Genomic DNA, 18,505 nt, shown 5'->3' on the forward strand with positions numbered 1-18,505 from the left:
TGAATCGGTGCGGGCGTTCGTCCGCGACGGCAGCACATCCGCGAATCGGCCCACCTTCGCCGCGTTCCATCCAGGAAAGCAGATCCCACCATGCGCAGCACCGCTCGATCGTCGCTCTGGGAAGCCGACGTGGTGATCGTCGGTGGCGCGGTCGGTGGCGCCTGCACGGCACTCGCGCTCGCCGCGCTGGGCGTCTCCTCGATCCTGCTGGAGCGCTCAGGAGACTTCCCCGAGCTCAACCGCGGCGATGTCATCCAGCCGCTCTCCCTGGCGCTGCTGGACAAGTGGGGCGTCCTCGCGCACGTGCGGGCGCTGGGAGGCTACGACGTGGTGGCGTCGAGCTTCCACCACCGCGTCCACGGGTTCCTCGGGGAATGGAGCTTCACCGGGCTGGACATGGATCATCCACATCAGACGGTGCTGCGGCACACGAACCTGCACCGCGCGCTGTACGCGGCCATCGACGGGCACGACGGCCTGGTGTCGGTGCGACGTGGGGCCAAGGTGTCGTCGTTGCTCTTCGACGACAGTGGTGACGCTGTCGCCGGCGTCACGGGAACCTGTGGCGACGAGCCGTTCCGCGCTCTCGGCCGGATCGTGGTGGCCGCGGACGGACCCGCGTCGCGGCTGCGCACCGCCGCGGGGATCAGGTTCGACCAACGTCACACCTACGACCACGCCTACCTGACGCCGACGTGCGGCCGCCCCGAAGCGCCGGAGCTCGATCGCCGCACCGTGCGCTACGTGGGCGGCGACGGCCTCACGATGCTCATCCCGCTCGACGGCGGCACGCAGGTGCGGGTGCCGTTCCAGATCCCGGTCGCCGCGGAGAACCACTGGCGTTCTCTTGCTCCGCACCAGCTGTGGCGCGAGATCGTCGAACGTGCCCCGGTGCTCGAAAGCGCTCCGGGAACCTTCGACGGGACCACGCACCTCTACCGGGTTCACCTCAGCCACGCGGACCGGTACGTCGAGCGCAACCTCTGCCTGGTCGGCGACTCCGCCCACGTCGTCCCCCCGACCCTGGGTCAGGGGATGAACATGGCCATGCTCGACGCGGACGTGCTGGCGGCGGTGGTGCGGCGCAACCTGGACGACAGCAGGGTCAGCCTGTCCCACTACGACCGGTTGCGCAGGCCCGCGAACGAGGTCGTGCTGACGACGTCGCACGAACAGACGCTGAGGCAGGCCGCGACCGGCCCGGCGGTGGACGAGAACGTGCGCCGTGACTACGCGTGGCTGGCCGATCCCGCGCGTCGTCGCGAGGTCGCCGAGCGCGTCGCGGGTGTGCACAACAAGACCGCGGAACAACTCGGGATCCTCGACACACCAGGAGCGCTTCTGCCATGACCACTGTCGACAGCCGGGGCGCGCAGATCGCGGCTCGCCTCGACCGGCTGCCGATGTCCAGGCTGGCCCTCCGGGCCCGGCTGGTCATCGGCGCGGTCACGTTCTTCGACGGCTTCGACCAGCTCCTGATCGCGTACGCCTTGCCGGCGTTGCGCGCGGAGTACCACCTGAACGCCGTCTCCACCACGTTCACCATCACCGTCGGCGCCGTCGGCATGCTCATCGGCGCCCTGCTCACCGGCAAGCTCGCCGACCGCTTCGGCCGCGTACCGGTCGTCACGGCGTGCGTGCTGGTCTACTCCTGCACCAGCCTGTTCGCCGCGCTCGCTCCGAGCCTCGAGGTGCTGCAGCTGGCCAGGTTCCTGCAGGGCATCGGGATCGGCGGCGAGGTGCTCGTCGCGGCCACCTACATCAGCGAGATCATCGGCCCGAAGACCCGCGGGCGGTTCGTCCTCGTCTACGAGTTGACCTTCGTCTTCGGACTGGCGGCGGCCGCCCTGGTGTCCACGTGGGTGGTGCCCGCCCACGGCTGGAGGGCGCTGTTCGCGGTGGGCGCGCTGCCCGTGCTGCTCGCCGTGGCGCTGCGGACGGTCCCGGAGTCACCGCGCTGGCTGGCCGCGCGCGGCCGCTACGACGAAGCCGAAGCGGTGCTCGTCCTGCTGGAGGCCTCCGCTCGCGCACAACACGGCATGCTCCCCGACATCGTGTCGTCGGTCCCGGGACCCGTCGCCGAACGCCCGAGCGTGCTCGAGCTGTTCCGAGGCAGGTACCTGCCCCGCACCCTCGTCGTGTCGGTGCTGTGGTTCACCTCGTTCCTCGTGAACTACGGCATCGCGTCCTGGCTGCCGACCATCTACACGAGCGTGTTCCACCTGAACGTGAGCACCGCCCTCACCTACAGCATGATCACCACCGTCGCAGGCCTGCTCGGCAACATCGTCATCGCCACGACCGTCGACCTGGTCGGCAGGCGGGCCGGCCTGATCACGGGCATGCTCGGCGGGACCTTGGTGCTGGGATCGGCCGCGGCAGTCGCACCGACGCAGGGAACGCAGGTCATGCTGTTCGTCTCCGTGGCCGCCTTCTTCGTCTTCTCGGTGAACCTCGCCCTGAACCTCTACGGCCCCGAGCTGTACCCCACTCGGTCCCGCGCGGCGGGCGCCAGCATCGGCGGTGTGTTCGCGAGGCTGGGCGTCATCGCGGGGCCCATCGTCACCGGGCTCGCGTTCGGCACGGGCGCGGGCATCGCCGCGGTGTTCGGGGTGCTCGCGGTGACCTGCCTCATCGGCGGTGCCACCGTGGCCCTGTTCGGCGTCGAGACCGCTCGGCAGCCGCTCGAGTCCCTCTCACCCTGATCCCATGCTTCTTCCTCTCGGAGGGCCGTACGGTGACCGCGAACGTCTTCGGCGCGGATTCGGCAGAACTGCGAAAGGTCGCCGACGGCCTGGTGACCGAGGTGTCGGCCGAGCTGGCGCACGTCCGCAAGTCCGTTGACGGGCTGTGCGGGTTCAACGTGAACGCCTTCGGCGTCTTCGCGGCACAGGTGCTCGGCGCACCCTGCCGGATCTCGCTGGCCGCACTCGCCGACGACCTGCGGGGTCTGGTGGAGGAGGTCGACTCGCTGGCCGCCGAGGTGCACCGCGCGGCGGCCGGCTTCGAGCGGGTGGACCAGGAGAACGCCGAGGACCTCGCCCGGCCCGTCTGAGCACCGGGCCAGGTGCTTGGACATCGTCCTGCGGTTCCTCGCTTCCCCGCGCCTGGAGCAGCAGCCCGCCCGCACCCTGTTCTCGTGTCCATTGTGGATTGACACCTCTGTCGGTGACGCCGTGCTCCAGCCGAGTACCAGAGATCTCGTTCCACGGAACGGAACAGCGGGGCTCGTGAGTACTCGCGGCGACCTACTTTCAGTGCAGCGCAGGCCAAATCCAGGAGGAGCTATGCGTGCTGTTGAGCGTTCCTCCACGGAGAGCTCGCGTCCGGCCCGTGGGAACTGATCCGTGGCTCCCCCGTCAGCAGCGAGCGTGAGTTCCGTTGCATCGCCACCGGTTCGGCGTTCGACTCCCGAGAACACCCGGCCGCCGGCCGGAACTCGTTTCCGAAGGTCTGGAGATGCCACTGATGACCGTGGAACTGAACGGAGAGTCGCTGACTCTCGCGGAGGTCGCGGCCGTGTCCGTTCGCGGAGACACGGCGGTGCTGTCCGAGGGATCGATGACCGCCATGCGCGCGTCGCAGGAACTCAAGGACAAGTTGCTGCGTGACGGTCAGACGATCTACGGGGTCAGCACTGGCTTCGGTGACAGCGTGGTGCGTCAAGTGGCACCGGTGAAGGCCGCGGAACTGCAGCGCAACCTCATCCGCTACCACGTGAACGGCACGGGCCCCGACGCCCCGGCCGAGGTCGTGCGGGCGACGCTGCTCGTCAGGGCGAACTGCCTGGCCAGGGGCAACTCGGGGATCAGGCCCGAGGTGGTGTCGCGGCTGCTGTGGCACCTGGACAACGACGCGCTCCCCCGCGTGCCCGAGCGGGGCTCGGTCGGCGCGAGCGGAGACCTCGTGCCGCTCTGCTACGTCGCGTCCGCCCTGATCGGGGAGGGCCAGGTGCGGCACGGCGGTGAGGTGCTGCACACCCGGGACTTCCTGGCAGCGCGGGACCTGGCACCGATCGAACTGGAGGCGAAGGAAGGACTGGCGCTGATCAACGGGACGTCCTTCTCGTCGGCCTTCGCGGCGATGGCCGTGCTGCGCGCCGGCGAGATCGTCCGGCTCGCGGAGCTGTGCACGGCGATGACCTCCGAGGCGGTCCTCGGCAACCGCGGCCACTTCGCGCCGTTTATCCACGAGGCCAAGCCGCACCCGGGACAGGTGTCGTCGGCCGCCGCGATCTTCAGGCTCCTCACCGGGTCGAGCCTCGCGATGGACCATCACGAGGTCGAGGCGCTCACCGGTGGCCTGGGAGGAGACGAGTACCGCCGGCTGAACCGGTCGGTGCAGGACCGCTACTCGATCCGCTGCGCCCCGCACGTGATCGGCGTGCTGCGGGACACCCTGGACTGGACGCGGACCTGGGTGGAGACCGAGATCAACTCCACCAACGACAACCCGCTGTTCGACGTCGGGTCCGGGACCGTCCACAGTGGCGGGAACTTCTACGGCGGTCACATCGCGCAGGCCATGGACTCCCTCAAGACCGCGACCGCGAACATCGCCGACCTGCTCGACCGCCAGCTCGAACACGTCGTCGACGAGAAGTTCAACAACGGGCTCACCCCGAACCTCATCCCCGATTTCGACCCCCACGAATGGCGCGCGGGGCTGCACCACGGCTTCAAGGGCATGCAGATCGCCTGCTCGGCGATCACCGCGGAAGCGCTCAACCAGAGCACACCGGCCGGCATCTTCTCCCGGTCCACCGAAGCCCACAACCAGGACAAGGTCAGCATGTCCGCCATCGCGGCGCGCGACGCACTGCGCGTCGTCGAGCTCGTGGAGGAGGTGGTGGCGATCCACCTGCTCGCCCTGTGCCAGGCGCTCGAGCTCCGCGGTGTCGAGGACGCTTCACCGCTCACCCGACGTGCTTTCGCGCTGGTCCGCGATCACGTCACCACCGTGCACGACGACCGCGCCATGGACGGCGACATCGCGGCGGTGCTCGCGCTGGTCAGGTCGGGCGAGCTGCCAGGTGTGCTGTCGTAGTGCTGATCGTCGCCGCACCTGGTCGCAGCGCGTGGCAGCGGTCGTCGTCCAGCAGGTTCTGCTCCCTGCCGCACGACGACCGCTGCCACGGTCTCGCCGTCGGAACCGCCGTCCCGGAACCGGCCTCAGGACGCCCTGACGGTCGCGGCCGCGACGTCGGACCGGTCGACGCGGTTCAGCGGAAGCGGACGCCCGCCGGAGGACACCTGGGACAGCACGCGGCGGAACCTGCGTGCCATCACATAGGAACTCTGACGCAGTTCGAACTCGGCCCGCTTCTGGTCGATCTGGTCGACCCTCGCGCAGATCGACAACGACATCGGGTAGAGCGAGATGGTTCCCGTGTGGCACAAGGGCACCGCGACCGCGACAAGGCGCTTGCCGCTGTCGACGGCTTTCACAGACCCGGAACGCCGCACGTTCGCGAAGTCCACGCCGGCCGCCCCTGCCGACTGCGAGGCCACGTCGTACGCGCGAAGCGAGCTTTCCACCACGGAGTGGGTGACGCGGCTGGCCTCGATGCGCGCGCCTCCGTGTCGGAACACCTCGTGGACGTGCTGGACGCAGTTGTCCACCAGCACGCTGATCGTCGCGGTCCCGCCGGTCGCGAGGTGGAGGTCGAGGAGGTAGGGAACCGACTCCTCCTTCATCACGGAGATCAGCGAGTTCGGTTCGTGGTGAACCGCGCGCTCCAGGGGCGAGGCGAACGCGAGACAGTACTCGTTGGCACTCCGGGCGACGACGTCGTGCTCGCAAAGCAGTCCCAGCAGGCGGTGCACCGTCGACTTCGGCAGACCTGTGTTGCGGCTCAGCTCCGCCAAGCTGAGCGGCCTCGAACTGGCGTACAGACCACCGAGAATCCTCAGCGCCTTCGCCACCGCGCCGTGCGGCGATTCTGCGCGTTCCTGAAGCGATGCGTTCACGGCAACCACTCTCCAGACAACCACAGCCGTGCCGTTCTTCCAGCTCAACCCGGCACACCACTACCCATTTGCGGCTCAATAGTTCCCAGCCGCCTTGGAACGGTCAAGGAACTATGGTGCAAAGTTGAGCGTCCCTTCGGCCTCGGCGAACAGTTTGCAAACAAACAGAAACGGCGCGGTACATCAATCGAAACAAATTCACCCACCTCGAAATGCCGGAGCACCCCACCCGGGACCACCCGCGGCACACCAGGACCGGGAACGCCCACTTCCGCACGATTCAGCGCACGCCTGTCGAAATCCGCAACGCGGCTCGCGCCTCGATGTGAATTCCTCGACAGCCGAGGCGGTCGCCGGCCTCAAGCCGCCTCCACCGAGCGCGGTACCGGCCGCCTGAGTTCGATCACGGCACAAGTCAGCCGGGCAGTGCAGGTGCGGTTGCCGCGATCGTCCGTGATGACGATGTCGAAAGTCGACGACGTGCGACCGATGTGGAGCGGTGTGCACACGGCCGTGACCTCACCGGAACGGGCCGCCCGGTGGTGGGAGCAGGACAGCTCGTGCCCGACGACGTTTCGCCCGGACGCGTTCAGAAGAGCCGCCACGGAACCGACCGTCTCCGCGAGCACCGCATTCGCTCCGCCGTGCAGTAGACCGAACGGCTGGAGGTTGCCTTCGACGGGCATGGTCGCCACCACCCGTTCCCCTGCCTGTTCCCTGAACTCGATCCCCAGCTTCGCTGCGAGCTGCTGGTCGAGAATTCCGCGCTCGGCAGCGAACCGGTCACCGATGGTGTCATTGCACCCGATTTTCCCGTACGTCATCACGACAACTCCTGAACCTGGAAGACGTTGCACGCGGTCACCCTTCAAACGTGCGCCAGGTTCTCGGGGTTCATTCTTCACCGACCCCCGCCCGGCGGCCGGCCAATTCACCACACCGCCTGAATTGTTCCGGCGTGAAGATGAACAGAATCGGACCTCGCCAGGCGAGGACGATGCGAGACCACGACTTGGGGCGGCGAGCTCGTCTCGTTCGGCACACCGATGACGAGAACGCCGACGGGGGCGCGAAGACCGCTGCCCTCGACCAGAAACGCGATGACAGCGCACCTGAGCTCGTGCCGGACCTCGGCCGGCGCTGTCCCGGCCGACAGGGAGACAAAGGATGAACGCTCTCGTTCAGGACTGGCTCGACTTCTGGAACGGCGACCTGGAGCTCGCCCGGAAGATCGTGCACGAGGACTTCGGATGGCACGTCGCCCCGCTGACCGGTGGCCCGCAGCAGCATCGCGAGGGACGTGACGCGTTCGTCGAGTGGGTGCGCGGCTCGCGGACGATGTTGCCCGGCCTGAGGTTCAGCGTGGACCTGGGGCCGATCGTGCAGGAACCGTTCCACGTCTTGCGCTGGCTCGTCGAGGCCGGACCGGTCTCGTTCCACGGAACGGACATCCTCCGCACCGCCGACGGGAAGATCGCCGAGTACTGGCTCCACGAGGACGGGCTGTGGGCGGCGCAGCAGCTCGGCATCGTCCCGACGGCCAGCTGAGGTCCGGCTGGCCAGCCGGCAGCGGAAGTCGACGTCTGCTCGCGGAGGACGGTCGCGAGCAGGCGTCAACGCGCGACGCGAGCTACCGGTCGAGCCCGCGCTCGGGATAGCCGAGTCGGGGAGCCGAGACCTTGTCGAGGCGGTCGGTGATCTCGGTGGGCAGCTCCAGGGCCTCCGAGGACAACGACTCCGCGAGCTGACCGGCGGTCCTGGCGCCGACCAGCGGCGCGCACACACCGGGCCGGTCGCGCACCCACGCCAGTGACACCTGGATCGGGCTCACGGCCAGCTCCTCGGCGCAGTCAGCCACCTCCGCGACGATCCGCGCCAGCTCCGCGTCCTCGGCGTAGTGGCGCACGTACCACTGGTAGAAGGCACTGGTGTGCTTCTCGGCCGGGACCCCGTTCAGGTACTTCCCGGTGAGGACGCCCCTGCCGAGTGGCGCCCACGGCAGCACGCCGATGCCGAGGGACTCGGCCGCACGGCTCACCTCGCGGTCGATCCCGCGCTGCACCAGCGAGTACTCGACCTCGGTGACCGAGATGGGGGTGGCGCCGGTGAGCTCCTGGATCGTCACCGCCCGCGCGGTCTGCCAGCCCGTGTAGTTGCAGATGCCCGCGGCCCGCACCTTTCCCGTGGCGACGGCGGCGTCGATGGCCGACAGAGTCTCCTGCACGGGCACCTGCGAGTCCCAAGTGTGCACCAGCCACAGGTCGACGTGGTCGACCTGCAGGCTGCGCAGCGAGGCGTCCAGCTCGGACAGCATGCGCGCCTTCGACGCGTCGGCCGACGGCGGCATCCCGTTGACCATGCCCGCCTTCGTGGCGATCACGAAGTCGTCCCGGCGGAAGTACCGGGACAGGGCCCGGCCGATGATCTTCTCGCTCTCCCCGCCGCCGTAGATGTTGGCGGTCTCGACCAACGTGCCACCCGCGTCGGCGTAGGCACGCAGCTGGGCGACTGCGTCCTCGTCATCGCCACCGTATCCCCACGTGGCCGTGCCGAGGCCGAGCCGGGAGACCTGGATGTCGGTGTGGGGCAGGACTCTCTTCTTCATAGGACTCCGTTCGTGGTGAGTGCGAGGACAACGGTGCTGCACGGCGATCACCTCGAGGCGCCTTCGTTCCAGCGGCTGGAACACGCCGGCGCGGCGGCGCCGCCCGTTCCGCGCGAGGCGCCGTTCCGCCCGGTGGAACGTTCGGTGGTGGCAGAAGACGACCTTGTTAGCGTTGCTCCCCAACAGCCTTCAGCAACGTGGCCTGCGCCGAGCTGCCGTCGACCAGGCGTTCACCTCGGGCCGGCGGCCTGGACAGCGCTTGCGCCGAACCATCCGAAGTGGACACAGCAGAGATCGGTGGTGCGATGCAATCCGTATTGACCTCAACCGTGTTGAACTTGCGGGAACCGCTGACGGCACGTCTCCTCGAACTGGCCGCGGCACCGATCGCCGTGGAACACGACGCCGTCGCGGCGCAACGGGTCAAGTCCGGGTTCGAGTACCTCGACAGGTGCTTTTCGGACGGTCGCTCCATCTACGGTGCGACGACGGGGTTCGGCCCGCTGGTCACCTTCGGTGGCCGGGAGGTTCCGGAGGACCAGTGCGACAACACGGTGCAACACCTCACCGCGGGTCAGGGGCCCGAACTTCCCCGGGAGGTCGTCAGAGCGACGATGCTCGCTCGGGTGTGGACGTTGTCGCGCGGGCTGTCGGGCATCTCGCCGCACACGTTCGACGCGTTGGTGGCGGCGCTCGGCACGTCGTTCGCACCGGTCGTTCCCGCACTCGGTTCGGTCGGCGCCAGCGGGGACCTGGTGCCGATGGCCCACATCGTCCAGTGCCTGCGGGGCGTCGGGCAGGCCTGGGTCGGCGACGAGAAGCTGCCCGCGGCCGAGGCGTTGCGCAGAGCGGGGCTCTCCCCGCTCCCGCTCACCGGGAGGGACGCGCTCGCCCTGGTCAACGGGACCGCCGTGACGAGCGCGGTGGGAGGACTCGCGGTCGCCTCGTTGCGGCGTTCGTTCGAGACCGCGCTGGCGTTGAGCGCGCTGCTCACCGACGTGCTCGGCGCCGCGCCGGCGTTCCTGGCGCCCCCGTTGCTGGAGGCATTCGGTCATCCCACCGCCGCCGCGGTGGGCGAACGGCTCGGCTACTGGCTCGAAGGCACCGCGCCCACCGGCGAACGTCCGTTGCAGGAGCCCTACAGCATCCGTTGCGTGCCACAGCTGGCAGGCGCGGCGCGGTCCGCACTGGACTGGGCGGGCGACGTCGTGCACCGCGACCTCAACGGCGTCAGCGACAACCCGCTCTTCTTCGAGGAGCAGGACCTGGTCGCGCACGGCGGCAACTTCTTCGGCCAGCCGACGGCGTTCGCCGCGGACCTGCTCTCGATGGTGGCGACCCAGCTGGGCAACCTCGCGGAGCGGCAGCTCGACCTGCTGGTCGACCCGGTCCGCAACACGGGGCTGCCTCCCATGCTGTCGCCGCGGCCGGGCGAACAGCACGCGCTGCAAGGAGTTCAGCTCGTGACCACGGCGATCGTCGTGGCGATGCGCCGCGCCTGCGTTCCCGCCAGCGTGCAGAGCATCCCGACCAACCTGCACAACCAGGACGTCGTGCCGTTCGGCACGCAGGCCGCTCTCACCGCGCTGGACCAGGCGCACTCGCTGCGGCTGCTGCACGGAAGCCTGGCACTCGGCCTGCGGCAGGCCGCCCACCTCCGGCCGGGGACGCGGGCGCCCCGCTGCCACGCTCTGCTGGAGGTGCTCAGCGCGGCGATACCGCCCGTGGTCACCGATCGGGCGCTGGACGTGGACGTCCGCGTCGCGGCCGACGTGCTGGATTCAGCCGTGGCGGAACACCTCGAGCGAGTGCGTGAAGTCCGATGAACCTCACCGGCTTCGAGTTCACCGACCCCGGTGACGTCGACCTGACCAGCTACGTGTTCGGCACCTCCGCGCCCGCGGACCGGCCGGCGCTGATCGACTGCTCCGACGGAACGGTGCGGTTGTGGACCTACGGGCGGCTCAGGAGTGCGATCCGCGATCTGGCGGAGCTGTTGTCCTCCAGGGGTGTTCGCCCCGGTGACGTCGTCGCGGTGCTCACGGAGAACAGCTCCGAGTTCGTCGTCGCCTACTACGGCGTCCTGCGCTCGGGAGCGACCGTCCTTCCCCTCGACCCGCATGGTGTGCGCATCGGCTGGACGTCCGACCTCGCCGCCACCGGTGCTCGCATGCTGGTGGTGGACCCGGCGCTGTGGCCCGGCCTCGACGAGCTGCCGCAGGGCGCGCTCCCGCTGGGCGTGCTCCCCGTGGACGAGCTGCCGAGGGGAACAGGCTCAGTTGTGCCGCGGCAGAAGAGCGCGGACGAGTTCACTCGCACGCCCGGTGGCGCCGCGACCGCGGTGCTCCTGTCCTCCAGCGGCACAGGAGGGCACCCGCACAAGGCGGCGATCACCCACCGCAACCTGACGGCCGGGCTCGCGCAGATAGCCGCCGTGCACCGGCTGCGCCCCCGTGAGGTGGTGGTGGCGGCCGGCCCGCTGCGCCACGTCTACGGCATGCAGATGGCGCTCAACCCGGTCCTGAGGGCGGGCGGGACGCTCCTCATCGGTCCCGTCCGGTTCCGGCTGGCCCGGTTCCTCGACCTCCTCCGCACTCATCGGGCCGGGATCGCCTACCTGGTACCGAGCGTTCTCGCCGAGATCGCGAGCCTGCCCGGCCCGGTGGACCTGCCGGACCTGAGGCTGATCGTGTCGGGCGGTGCTCCGCTGCCGGAGGCGGTGGCCCGGGAGTGCGAGCGGCTGACCTCGCGGCCGGTGGTGCAGGGGTACGGGATGACGGAGGCGGGCTGCATCTCCTTCACGCCCGACGACCGCCCGGTGCCCGCGGGCACGGTCGGCGTCGTACTGCCCGGCACCGAGGCGCGGTTCGTCGATCCCGACACGGGTGCCGACGTGCCCGCTGGACGGCCGGGCGAGCTCGTACTGCGCGGTCCCCAGATCACACCGGGGTACGTCGACGCTCCCGGAGTCGAGATCGGCGACGCGGACGGCTGGCTGCACACCGGAGACCTCGCCGTGCGCGACGACGAGGGCAACCTCCGGATCGTGGGCAGGCTGAAGTCGCTGATCAAGTACCGCGGGCACCAGGTGGCTCCGGCGAGGCTGGAGGAGGCGCTGCAGAGCCACCCCGCCGTGTCGGACGCCCTCGTCGTGGGTGTACCCGACCCGATGGCGGGAGAGGTGCCGAAGGCGTACGTCGTCTGTTCCGCCGACACTCCGCTGGCGGAGATCCTCGCGCACGTCGCGGCACGCGTGGCACCGCACGAGAAGGTCCGCCAGGTACAACGGGTTCCGCGGATCCCCAGGTCCGGCACGGGCAAGGCGGTGCGCCCGGAACCGTTGCGCGCCCTGGTGGTCCGGGGAGCGGAGGACCACTTCCCGGAGCTCCCGGACGCCCTGCACCGGGCGGGAATCGTGGTGCGGGCGAGCGGTCCGGCCGCGGCGGTGGCCGCCGCGGACTCCGGTCAGATCGACGTCGTGTTCGACGCCGGTGGATCGGACGCGACACCGCCGGCCCTGCTCGCCGCGTCTCGGGTGGCCCGCGGAGGGCGGTTGGTCGTGCTGCGGCCGCGAGCGCACTGGCGCCCACCCGCCGAACTGGTCGAGAGGGCGTCCGCCGACGGCATCAGCGTGATCAGCTGGACTTCCTCCTCGATGGACGCGGGCACCGCGGTCGCCGTCGCACTGGGTGCTCTCGACCACCTCAGCGGGCAGTGCGCCGCGGCGGACGTGCCCGGCACGAGCACCAGTTTCGCGGCGGTGTGACGTGACGATCTCCGCAGCGCACTCCGGCACGACGTCGCTGATCACCGAAACGCTGCTCGCCGCGCACGGCATCGGACGGCTGCCGGTGCCCTTGCCCGGCGAGGGCTGGGCGCCGGCCGACACGACGCCGGCTCCGCGCGAGCACGGTGCGCTGCCGCCTCCGTCCGACCCCGAGACGAGGGCGCTCTACCGGTGGGTGCTGGGACATCATGGGGCAGTGGGTGTCTGGCGACTGCTGGGCGACACGCTGTCCGGGCTGGTGCGCGATCCGGCGGCGAGCCACCTGCACGACACGGCCGCGGGGTGGTTCGACTGCTACTCGGCCCTGTTGCTCTACGCGGGGAGCTGCACACCACAGCGGTACGAGACGGCGATCCGCCGCCGGATGGTCGCGGAACATCCCGCGTTCAGCGGCATCTGGGCGCGGGACTACGAGTGGGTCGCCGGTTTGCTGGCACGGGTGCACGCGGACCAGGGCAGCGTCCTCAAGGAGGCCGTCCTGCGCAACCGGCAGGTGCACATGGCCATCGGCAAGCGGCTGGTGCCCGGCGGCACGTCCCTGTTGAAGAAGGCAGGACGGCGAGCGAGCCAGGGCGCCACCGACGGGGAACGCGATCTGTTCGACAGGTTCTTCGCGCTGGAGAGGGCATCGGTGTCCCGGGCACGGTTCCGCGCACACGTGGTGATGCGGGTGGCCGCCGTCGAAGAAGACCTCGCTCGCCACCCGCTCGACGAGGACGACCCGCTCCACCGGCTGCTCCCCGCGAGTGTGTCCACTTTGGTCCGTGTCATGGCCGCCGAACCGCCACGAGGAGGATCCGATGGTTGACAAGAGCGTCCATCCGACGAGCAGGGTGAACGCCTACGTGCTGGCCCAGGCGGAACCGCCGACGGCAGCGCAGGCCGAGCTGGCGGAGACGACCGCCGCACTCGGGTCGGTGGCCGAGATGCAGGTCCCCCACGACCAGGCGGTCTTCCTGACCCTGCTGGCGCAGTCCGTCCACGCCGCGCGCGTGGTCGAGATCGGCACGTTCACCGGGTACTCGACCCTGGCTCTCGCCCGTGGTCTGCGACCGGGTGGTGTCGTCGACACCTACGACGTGACGGACCGGTGGCACACCATCGCGGCCGGGGCGTGGGCCGACGCGGGGGTGGCCCACCGGGTGCGGCAGCACGTCGGGCCCGCGCTCGACGCACTGCGGGCACTTCCGCACGCGGCCGACATCGACCTGGCGTTCATCGACGCGGACAAGACCGGTTACGTCGGCTACTGGGAGGAGCTCGTGCCTCGGATGCGGCCGGGTGGCGTGATCCTCGCCGACAACACGCTCTACGCCGGCGAGGCGGCCGAGGACGAGCCGGTCGGCAACGGTCTGGCCATCAAGCGGTTCAACGCCCACGTCCTGGCCGACGACCGGGTGGAGTCCGTGCTGCTGACGATCGGCGACGGACTGACGTTCGCGCGCCGGACCGCGTAACCGGCGGTGGCCCGTGCGGACGCTCGACTCACCGTAGAGCGCGACTGATCTTGAGAGGAAGTCCGATGGCTGCTGCGCTTCCCGACGGCGGCAAGGCCGTGTCCATCACCACGGGAGTGGGTGTGGTGGGAGGTGGCATGGCCGGTGCGTGGGTCGCCCACGAGCTGGCCCGCCGCGGCGTGCCCGTGGTGCTGATGCGGGAGGACGAACGACTTCCGCCGATGTCGCGGGTGTGGTCGGCGGGTGTGATGCGCCAGGACCTGGTGGGCCTGTCCGAGGGGGCGGGTGCCGACCCGTTCACCGACACGTCCACCACACTCCTGCCGCGGCAGCGTGAGCTGGTGCTCGACCGGGCGCGTGCCGAGTACGCGCGCCTGTGCGAGATCACCGGGTACGCGCCGATCCTGGAAGGGTTCGTGGCACCCCGTGGTCATCTGCCCTACCCGGAGATCGGCGTCGGCGACCGGGTCGTGGCGGCGGTCCTCGACCGTGCCGCGGCACACGGTGCGGTCGTCCTCGACGGTCACGTGACGGACCTCGTGGTCGAGGACGGCACGTGCCGCGGCGTGCGGCTGCTGCGCGGCGGTGACCAGGTCGACGTGGCCTGCGCACAGCTGGTGCTCGCCCCTGGTGGGTTCTGCGGGATGTTCGCGGACGGGGTCGGTGACCTCACCGGTCATCTGCTGGGCGCGGTGGTGCGGCACGGCGGAGTGCTGGCAAACCTCGAGTTCTTCAACTACCTGCGATTAGGTGACCTGGACCGCCGGGTGCCCCTGTACCCGTCAGATCTGGTCGGTGCGCGGCTGCTCCGCGCCGGCGAGCCCGCGACCGAGCTCGCCGGAGCACTGGCGCGCCACACCGCGGAGAAGATGGAGATCGGCACGTTCCGCGACTACTGGATCGCGAACCGGCACGTTCCGCACACCGTCGAGATGGCGGACCGGACGGCCGTGCTGGGCCCGGTCAAGGGCTTCTCGATGGGCGGCGTCGACCCCGTCCGCACCGCGGCCGCGGTGGCGGGACTGCACGTCACCGGCGAGGGCAGGTACGGCTTGTCGGTCGACTCGACGTTCGGCAAGCCCTTTCCGTGGTTCCTGGCCACCGGCGCGGAGCTCGCGGACGAGCTGGCGGGGACGACCGCCGTCACGACAGGGCTGGAGCCCGCCGCGGTCCCCCCGGCGGAGGCCGCGTCGGCGGCCGGCGATCTGCGCGCCGAGCTGCGCACGCGGACCGCCGAGTTCCAGCACCACCGGTTCTCCGCCGAGCGCGCGGAGGACTTCGTCGCCTGGTGCGGCGCGGAACGGGCCCGGCTCGGGGAACGGGACTGCACCGGAGCCGACACCTTGCTGTTGGCCGAGGCGTACGCGCGTTCGGTGCTGGCACGCGAGGAGAGCAGGGGCTTCTTCCACCGCCCCGATTTCCCGGCCGCGAACCCCGACTTCGAACACCGCGTGACGGTGGCCACCTACGACTCGTCGAACGACCGGATCTCGGTGTCCACGGCACCGGTGTCAGAACGGAGCCTGGTATGACTCACGTGGTGTCCCCGAGGCTGGCCGCGGTGGCGAAGGCCCTGCCCCCGTCCCGGCTGAGCACGGACGAACTGCTCGACGCGGGTCGCGGTCACCTGTCTGACAAGCTCGTGGACATGCTGCTCAGGATGGGCGTGGAGACCAGGTACTCCCTGCTCGCCAACTTCCCCGACATGCTGTTCCGCGGCGCGGACCCGGAACCGCTCGTCGGCGCGACCGAGCTCGTCGTCGGGGCGGCCAGGGAGTGCCTCGAGAAGGCGTCGGTACCGGTCGAGTCGATCGGGCTCGTGCTCGGTGTGTCCAGCAGTCCCGGCAGGCTGATGCCCAGCCTGGTCTGCGAAGCGCTGGCGCAGATGCCCGAACTGCCCAGGGACGTGGCGAACCTGAGCATCCAGTACATGGGTTGCTCCGCGATGTCCAAAGTGGTCGAGACCGCCAGGTGGTACCTCACCTGTGAACCGGCCAAGCACGTGCTGGTGCTCTTCATGGACGCGGTCACTCCCCTGTCGCCTCCGCTTGCCGGCCACTACTCGCACTTCTCCGAGCTGCCGAAGGAACAGCGGCAGTCGACCGTCGACGTGATGCACGGCTTCCTCTTCGGTGACGCGGCGGTGGCGATGGTGTTCGGCGCCGGCTCACCCGGCCCTGCGTTCGGCCCCGTGAGCAGCCTGACCAACGAGAAGCCGGAGGACGCGGAGCTCGGCACGGTGCCCGACGGCGGTGCGGACGTACCGGTGGTGCACGGACGGCGGCTCTACACGTTGAGCCCCGACGTCACGCCCAGGGGCGCGCACTACGCCAGGCGCACGGTGGCGAACCTCCTGGCGGCGGGCGGCGAGCTCGCCGATCCCGCGGACGCCGTGACGTTGCTGATGCACACCGGGAGCACGCGAATCCTGGACGGCCTGTGCACGGAGCTCGGTGTCTCTCCCAGCAGCCCCGCGGTCGCCTCGTCGTACCAGGTGCTGCGCGACTACGGGAACACGATCGGCTGCTCGGTGCCGCTCATGCTGGCGGAACCGGTCTACCGCGACGAGGGCGTGGGGCTGGTGCTGGCGTTCGGTTTGAGCTTCAGCTGCGGTGCCTTCACGATGACGGTTCCCGAGGGTGGCTGGAAGCCGTAGGCCGTGAGTGGCACCGGTCAGCGGCTTCCGGTCCGGAGGCCGCCGCGCGAGCTCGTCCAGCGAGCCGGACCCGGTCGAGGGACTAGTTCGCGGTCTCGGCACGGGTCCTCCGGAGTGCCGGTCAGCGCTCACCGAGAGCTGGACTGCCTCGAGGCCAGGCGGACCGGTCACGGATCGAACCGGCGGCGTTCCAGTCCGCGGACCGTTCTCTCCTGACGCGTCCGGGACCGCGGAGCGGTCTCGTGAGGGTTTTCCGCACATCGGGACCCCCTGCATTCGATCATCACCGGCACCTGCACCGTGCTTTGCAGCCTCGGGGCGCGGACGGGTCGGCCGGTTGTCCGTCCGAACAGGACTGAGAGGTGACCGTGGTGGAACAACACGACATCAGCACCGATCCACAGTGCCCGATGGAGCTGATCACGGACTCGTTCGTCCGCGACCCGCATCCGGTCCTCGCCGCCATGCGGGAGGCCGCGCCCGCGGTCCCGGTCGACAACAGGGGTTACCGGATGTGGGTGGTGACCCGCTACGACGACGTACGGCGAATCCTGGCTTCTCCCAGGTCGTTCAAGGACCTGGTGGTGCGCCGGAGAGATCTCATCGCCAAGGTGCGGATGAGGAACGCCGACCCGGTGAAGATGGCCGACGCGGCGCGCCGCAGCGTGTTCGAACGCGACGGCGAGGACCATTCGCGCCTTCGCGCCCTGCTCGCACCCGAGTTCACCGAGCAGGCCGTCGCCCGGCGCGCACCCCGGATCACCGAGCTCGCGGAGACCATCGCCGCGGATCTGCCCACCGGCGAGCCGGTGGACCTGCTGGCGCGGTTCATCCGGCCCTTCGTGACCAGGACGATCGGCGAGGTCGTCGGTCTCCCCGAGGAGGACCTGGGCGAGTTCCCCCGGTGGGTGGATCTCATGCACACCGGCACGACCGCCGAGATCGGGGAGGCGGCGATGAACATGGTCGAGCTCTCCCGCCGCACGATCGACCACAAACGCGCCCACCCCGGCGACGACGTGTACACCAGACTCGTGCGGATGCGGGAGGAGGGACGGCTCGACGAGGACGAGCTGGTGTCGACCTGCATGGTGCTGCTGATCGCGGGCAGCGAGCCGAACCACTCGATCGCCAACACCCTCCTGATGTTGTTGCGCAACCCCGACCAGCTGGCCCTGCTGCGCGCGGACCTCGGCAGGATGGACGCCGCGATCGCCGAGGGACTGCGGATGGAGTCGCCGTTCCGGATCCTGCCTCCCCGGTTCAGCGATCTGCCGATCGAGCTCGACGGGGTGGTGATCCCCCCGCTGGACCTCGTCGTGCCCTCCCCCGCGAGCGCGAACAGGGATCCGGGCAAGTTCGCCGATCCCGACGTGTTCGACATCGGGCGCACGGCGCCGGCGAGTCTGGCGTTCGGCCACGGTCCCCACCGCTGCCCCGGCATCGTCCTCGGCAGGCTCGAGACGAAGCTGGCGCTGACCGCCCTGTTGGAGCGGTTCCCCGCGATCAGCGCGGCGGTGCCGACGGATCAGCTGGAGTGGCGACCCGGGTTCTACATGCGGCGCCTGGAGAAGTTCCCCGTCGTCCTCGGCTGAGACTCGTCGTCCGCGCGCCCGGCCGTCCGGTCGGCGCGCTGCCACAACGGCGCGCCGACGTTCCGGAACGTTTCCGCGCCGACGTTTCCAAGCGACGTCTGCCCGGAAGTCCCCAACCGGCCGGGACTGCCGTACCAACGTACGTGATCGTTCGACTTGGCCTCGCCGGACGCCGAGACTTCAGGCACCGACTCGGCATCGGCTACCGGGAGGTCGACGTGAGGCTGACAGCAGGCCTGTGCCAGACCGGCATGAGTTGGTCGAAGACGCCGCGGAGCTCGCGCGCAACGCCGACATCATCAGCGTCCTGGCCGAGATCAGTCGTCTCCTCGTCCTGGGGCGCCTGCCGGAGGCCGTCACCGGTCTGCCCCTCGTCACCAGTCTCCTGCACGCCGCCAGGAGCACCTCACCGAGCGGAGCGCGGGAGTGAACGGAC

General features: G+C 69.9%; 16 protein-coding genes. 13 read left to right on the forward strand and 3 right to left on the reverse strand.

What is annotated here, in order from left to right; all coding sequences use genetic code 11:
• Nucleotides 1–90 precede the first annotated feature (90 nt).
• The 4 genes from ACFWV3_RS03010 to ACFWV3_RS03025 all read left to right on the forward strand — a co-directional run bounded on the left by ACFWV3_RS03010 (nt 91) and on the right by ACFWV3_RS03025 (nt 5,046).
• A complete protein-coding gene (locus ACFWV3_RS03010; RefSeq protein ID WP_382407579.1) occupies nt 91–1,350 on the forward strand; it encodes an FAD-dependent oxidoreductase in 1,260 nt (419 codons plus the stop codon).
• Entirely contained in the window at nt 1,347–2,705 is a 1,359-nt protein-coding gene (locus ACFWV3_RS03015) for an MFS transporter (RefSeq protein ID WP_382407581.1), read from the forward strand. Before ACFWV3_RS03010 ends, ACFWV3_RS03015 begins: the two co-directional genes overlap by 4 nt.
• 32 nt (nt 2,706–2,737) lie before the next feature.
• Nucleotides 2,738–3,055: a type VII secretion target gene (locus tag ACFWV3_RS03020; RefSeq protein WP_382407583.1), complete on the forward strand. Its 318-nt coding sequence runs from the start codon at nt 2,738–2,740 to the stop codon at nt 3,053–3,055.
• A 413-nt stretch (nt 3,056–3,468) separates the two neighbouring features.
• Complete coding sequence (locus ACFWV3_RS03025) at nt 3,469–5,046, forward strand: aromatic amino acid lyase (protein ID WP_382407585.1); 1,578 nt, start codon at nt 3,469–3,471, stop codon at nt 5,044–5,046.
• A gap of 125 nt (nt 5,047–5,171) precedes the next feature.
• Here ACFWV3_RS03025 and ACFWV3_RS03030 read toward each other — a convergent pair whose 3' ends face one another.
• Nucleotides 5,172–5,969, reverse strand: coding sequence for a helix-turn-helix domain-containing protein (locus ACFWV3_RS03030; protein WP_382407587.1), 798 nt, complete (start codon nt 5,967–5,969; stop codon nt 5,172–5,174).
• A gap of 359 nt (nt 5,970–6,328) precedes the next feature.
• Nucleotides 6,329–6,796: a hotdog fold thioesterase gene (locus tag ACFWV3_RS03035; protein ID WP_382407590.1), complete on the reverse strand. Its 468-nt coding sequence runs from the start codon at nt 6,794–6,796 to the stop codon at nt 6,329–6,331.
• A gap of 340 nt (nt 6,797–7,136) precedes the next feature.
• On the opposite strand from ACFWV3_RS03035, the gene ACFWV3_RS03040 reads away from it, so the two are divergent.
• Nucleotides 7,137–7,517, forward strand: a complete 381-nt coding sequence (locus ACFWV3_RS03040; protein ID WP_382407592.1) for an ester cyclase — start codon at nt 7,137–7,139, stop codon at nt 7,515–7,517.
• An 82-nt stretch (nt 7,518–7,599) separates the two neighbouring features.
• Here the strand turns inward: ACFWV3_RS03040 and ACFWV3_RS03045 are convergent, their stop codons facing one another.
• Nucleotides 7,600–8,574 (reverse strand): aldo/keto reductase, encoded by a 975-nt coding sequence (locus ACFWV3_RS03045; RefSeq protein ID WP_382407594.1) that lies wholly within the window; start codon nt 8,572–8,574, stop codon nt 7,600–7,602.
• A gap of 329 nt (nt 8,575–8,903) precedes the next feature.
• On the opposite strand from ACFWV3_RS03045, the gene hutH reads away from it, so the two are divergent.
• The 8 genes from hutH (at nt 8,904) to ACFWV3_RS03085 (ending at nt 18,499) form a co-directional block, all read left to right on the forward strand.
• Entirely contained in the window at nt 8,904–10,400 is a 1,497-nt protein-coding gene (hutH, locus tag ACFWV3_RS03050; RefSeq protein ID WP_382407596.1) for a histidine ammonia-lyase, read from the forward strand.
• The gene (locus tag ACFWV3_RS03055; RefSeq protein ID WP_382407598.1) at nt 10,397–12,340 is read left to right on the forward strand and encodes an AMP-binding protein; all 1,944 of its coding nucleotides are present in this window, start codon (nt 10,397–10,399) and stop codon (nt 12,338–12,340) included. The genes hutH and ACFWV3_RS03055 overlap by 4 nt, the downstream gene beginning before the upstream one ends.
• Before the next feature lies 1 nt (nt 12,341).
• Nucleotides 12,342–13,169, forward strand: coding sequence for an L-tyrosine 3-hydroxylase (locus tag ACFWV3_RS03060; RefSeq protein WP_382407600.1), 828 nt, complete (start codon nt 12,342–12,344; stop codon nt 13,167–13,169).
• The gene (locus ACFWV3_RS03065; RefSeq protein WP_382407602.1) at nt 13,162–13,818 is read left to right on the forward strand and encodes an O-methyltransferase; all 657 of its coding nucleotides are present in this window, start codon (nt 13,162–13,164) and stop codon (nt 13,816–13,818) included. The genes ACFWV3_RS03060 and ACFWV3_RS03065 overlap by 8 nt, the downstream gene beginning before the upstream one ends.
• A 65-nt stretch (nt 13,819–13,883) precedes the next feature.
• Nucleotides 13,884–15,350: an FAD-dependent oxidoreductase gene (locus ACFWV3_RS03070; protein ID WP_382407604.1), complete on the forward strand. Its 1,467-nt coding sequence runs from the start codon at nt 13,884–13,886 to the stop codon at nt 15,348–15,350.
• Nucleotides 15,347–16,474: a 3-oxoacyl-[acyl-carrier-protein] synthase III C-terminal domain-containing protein gene (locus ACFWV3_RS03075; RefSeq protein ID WP_382407606.1), complete on the forward strand. Its 1,128-nt coding sequence runs from the start codon at nt 15,347–15,349 to the stop codon at nt 16,472–16,474. Before ACFWV3_RS03070 ends, ACFWV3_RS03075 begins: the two co-directional genes overlap by 4 nt.
• A gap of 371 nt (nt 16,475–16,845) precedes the next feature.
• Nucleotides 16,846–18,069, forward strand: coding sequence for a cytochrome P450 (locus ACFWV3_RS03080; RefSeq protein WP_382407608.1), 1,224 nt, complete (start codon nt 16,846–16,848; stop codon nt 18,067–18,069).
• Between the two features lie 256 nt (nt 18,070–18,325).
• Nucleotides 18,326–18,499 carry a hypothetical protein gene (locus ACFWV3_RS03085; protein ID WP_382407610.1) on the forward strand — a complete coding sequence of 58 codons (174 nt, stop codon included), beginning with the start codon at nt 18,326–18,328 and terminating at the stop codon, nt 18,497–18,499.
• The last annotated feature ends 6 nt before the right edge of the window (nt 18,500–18,505 follow it).

Source organism: Lentzea sp. NPDC059081, assembly GCF_042738015.1.
In the GTDB taxonomy this organism is placed as follows: domain Bacteria; phylum Actinomycetota; class Actinomycetes; order Mycobacteriales; family Pseudonocardiaceae; genus Lentzea.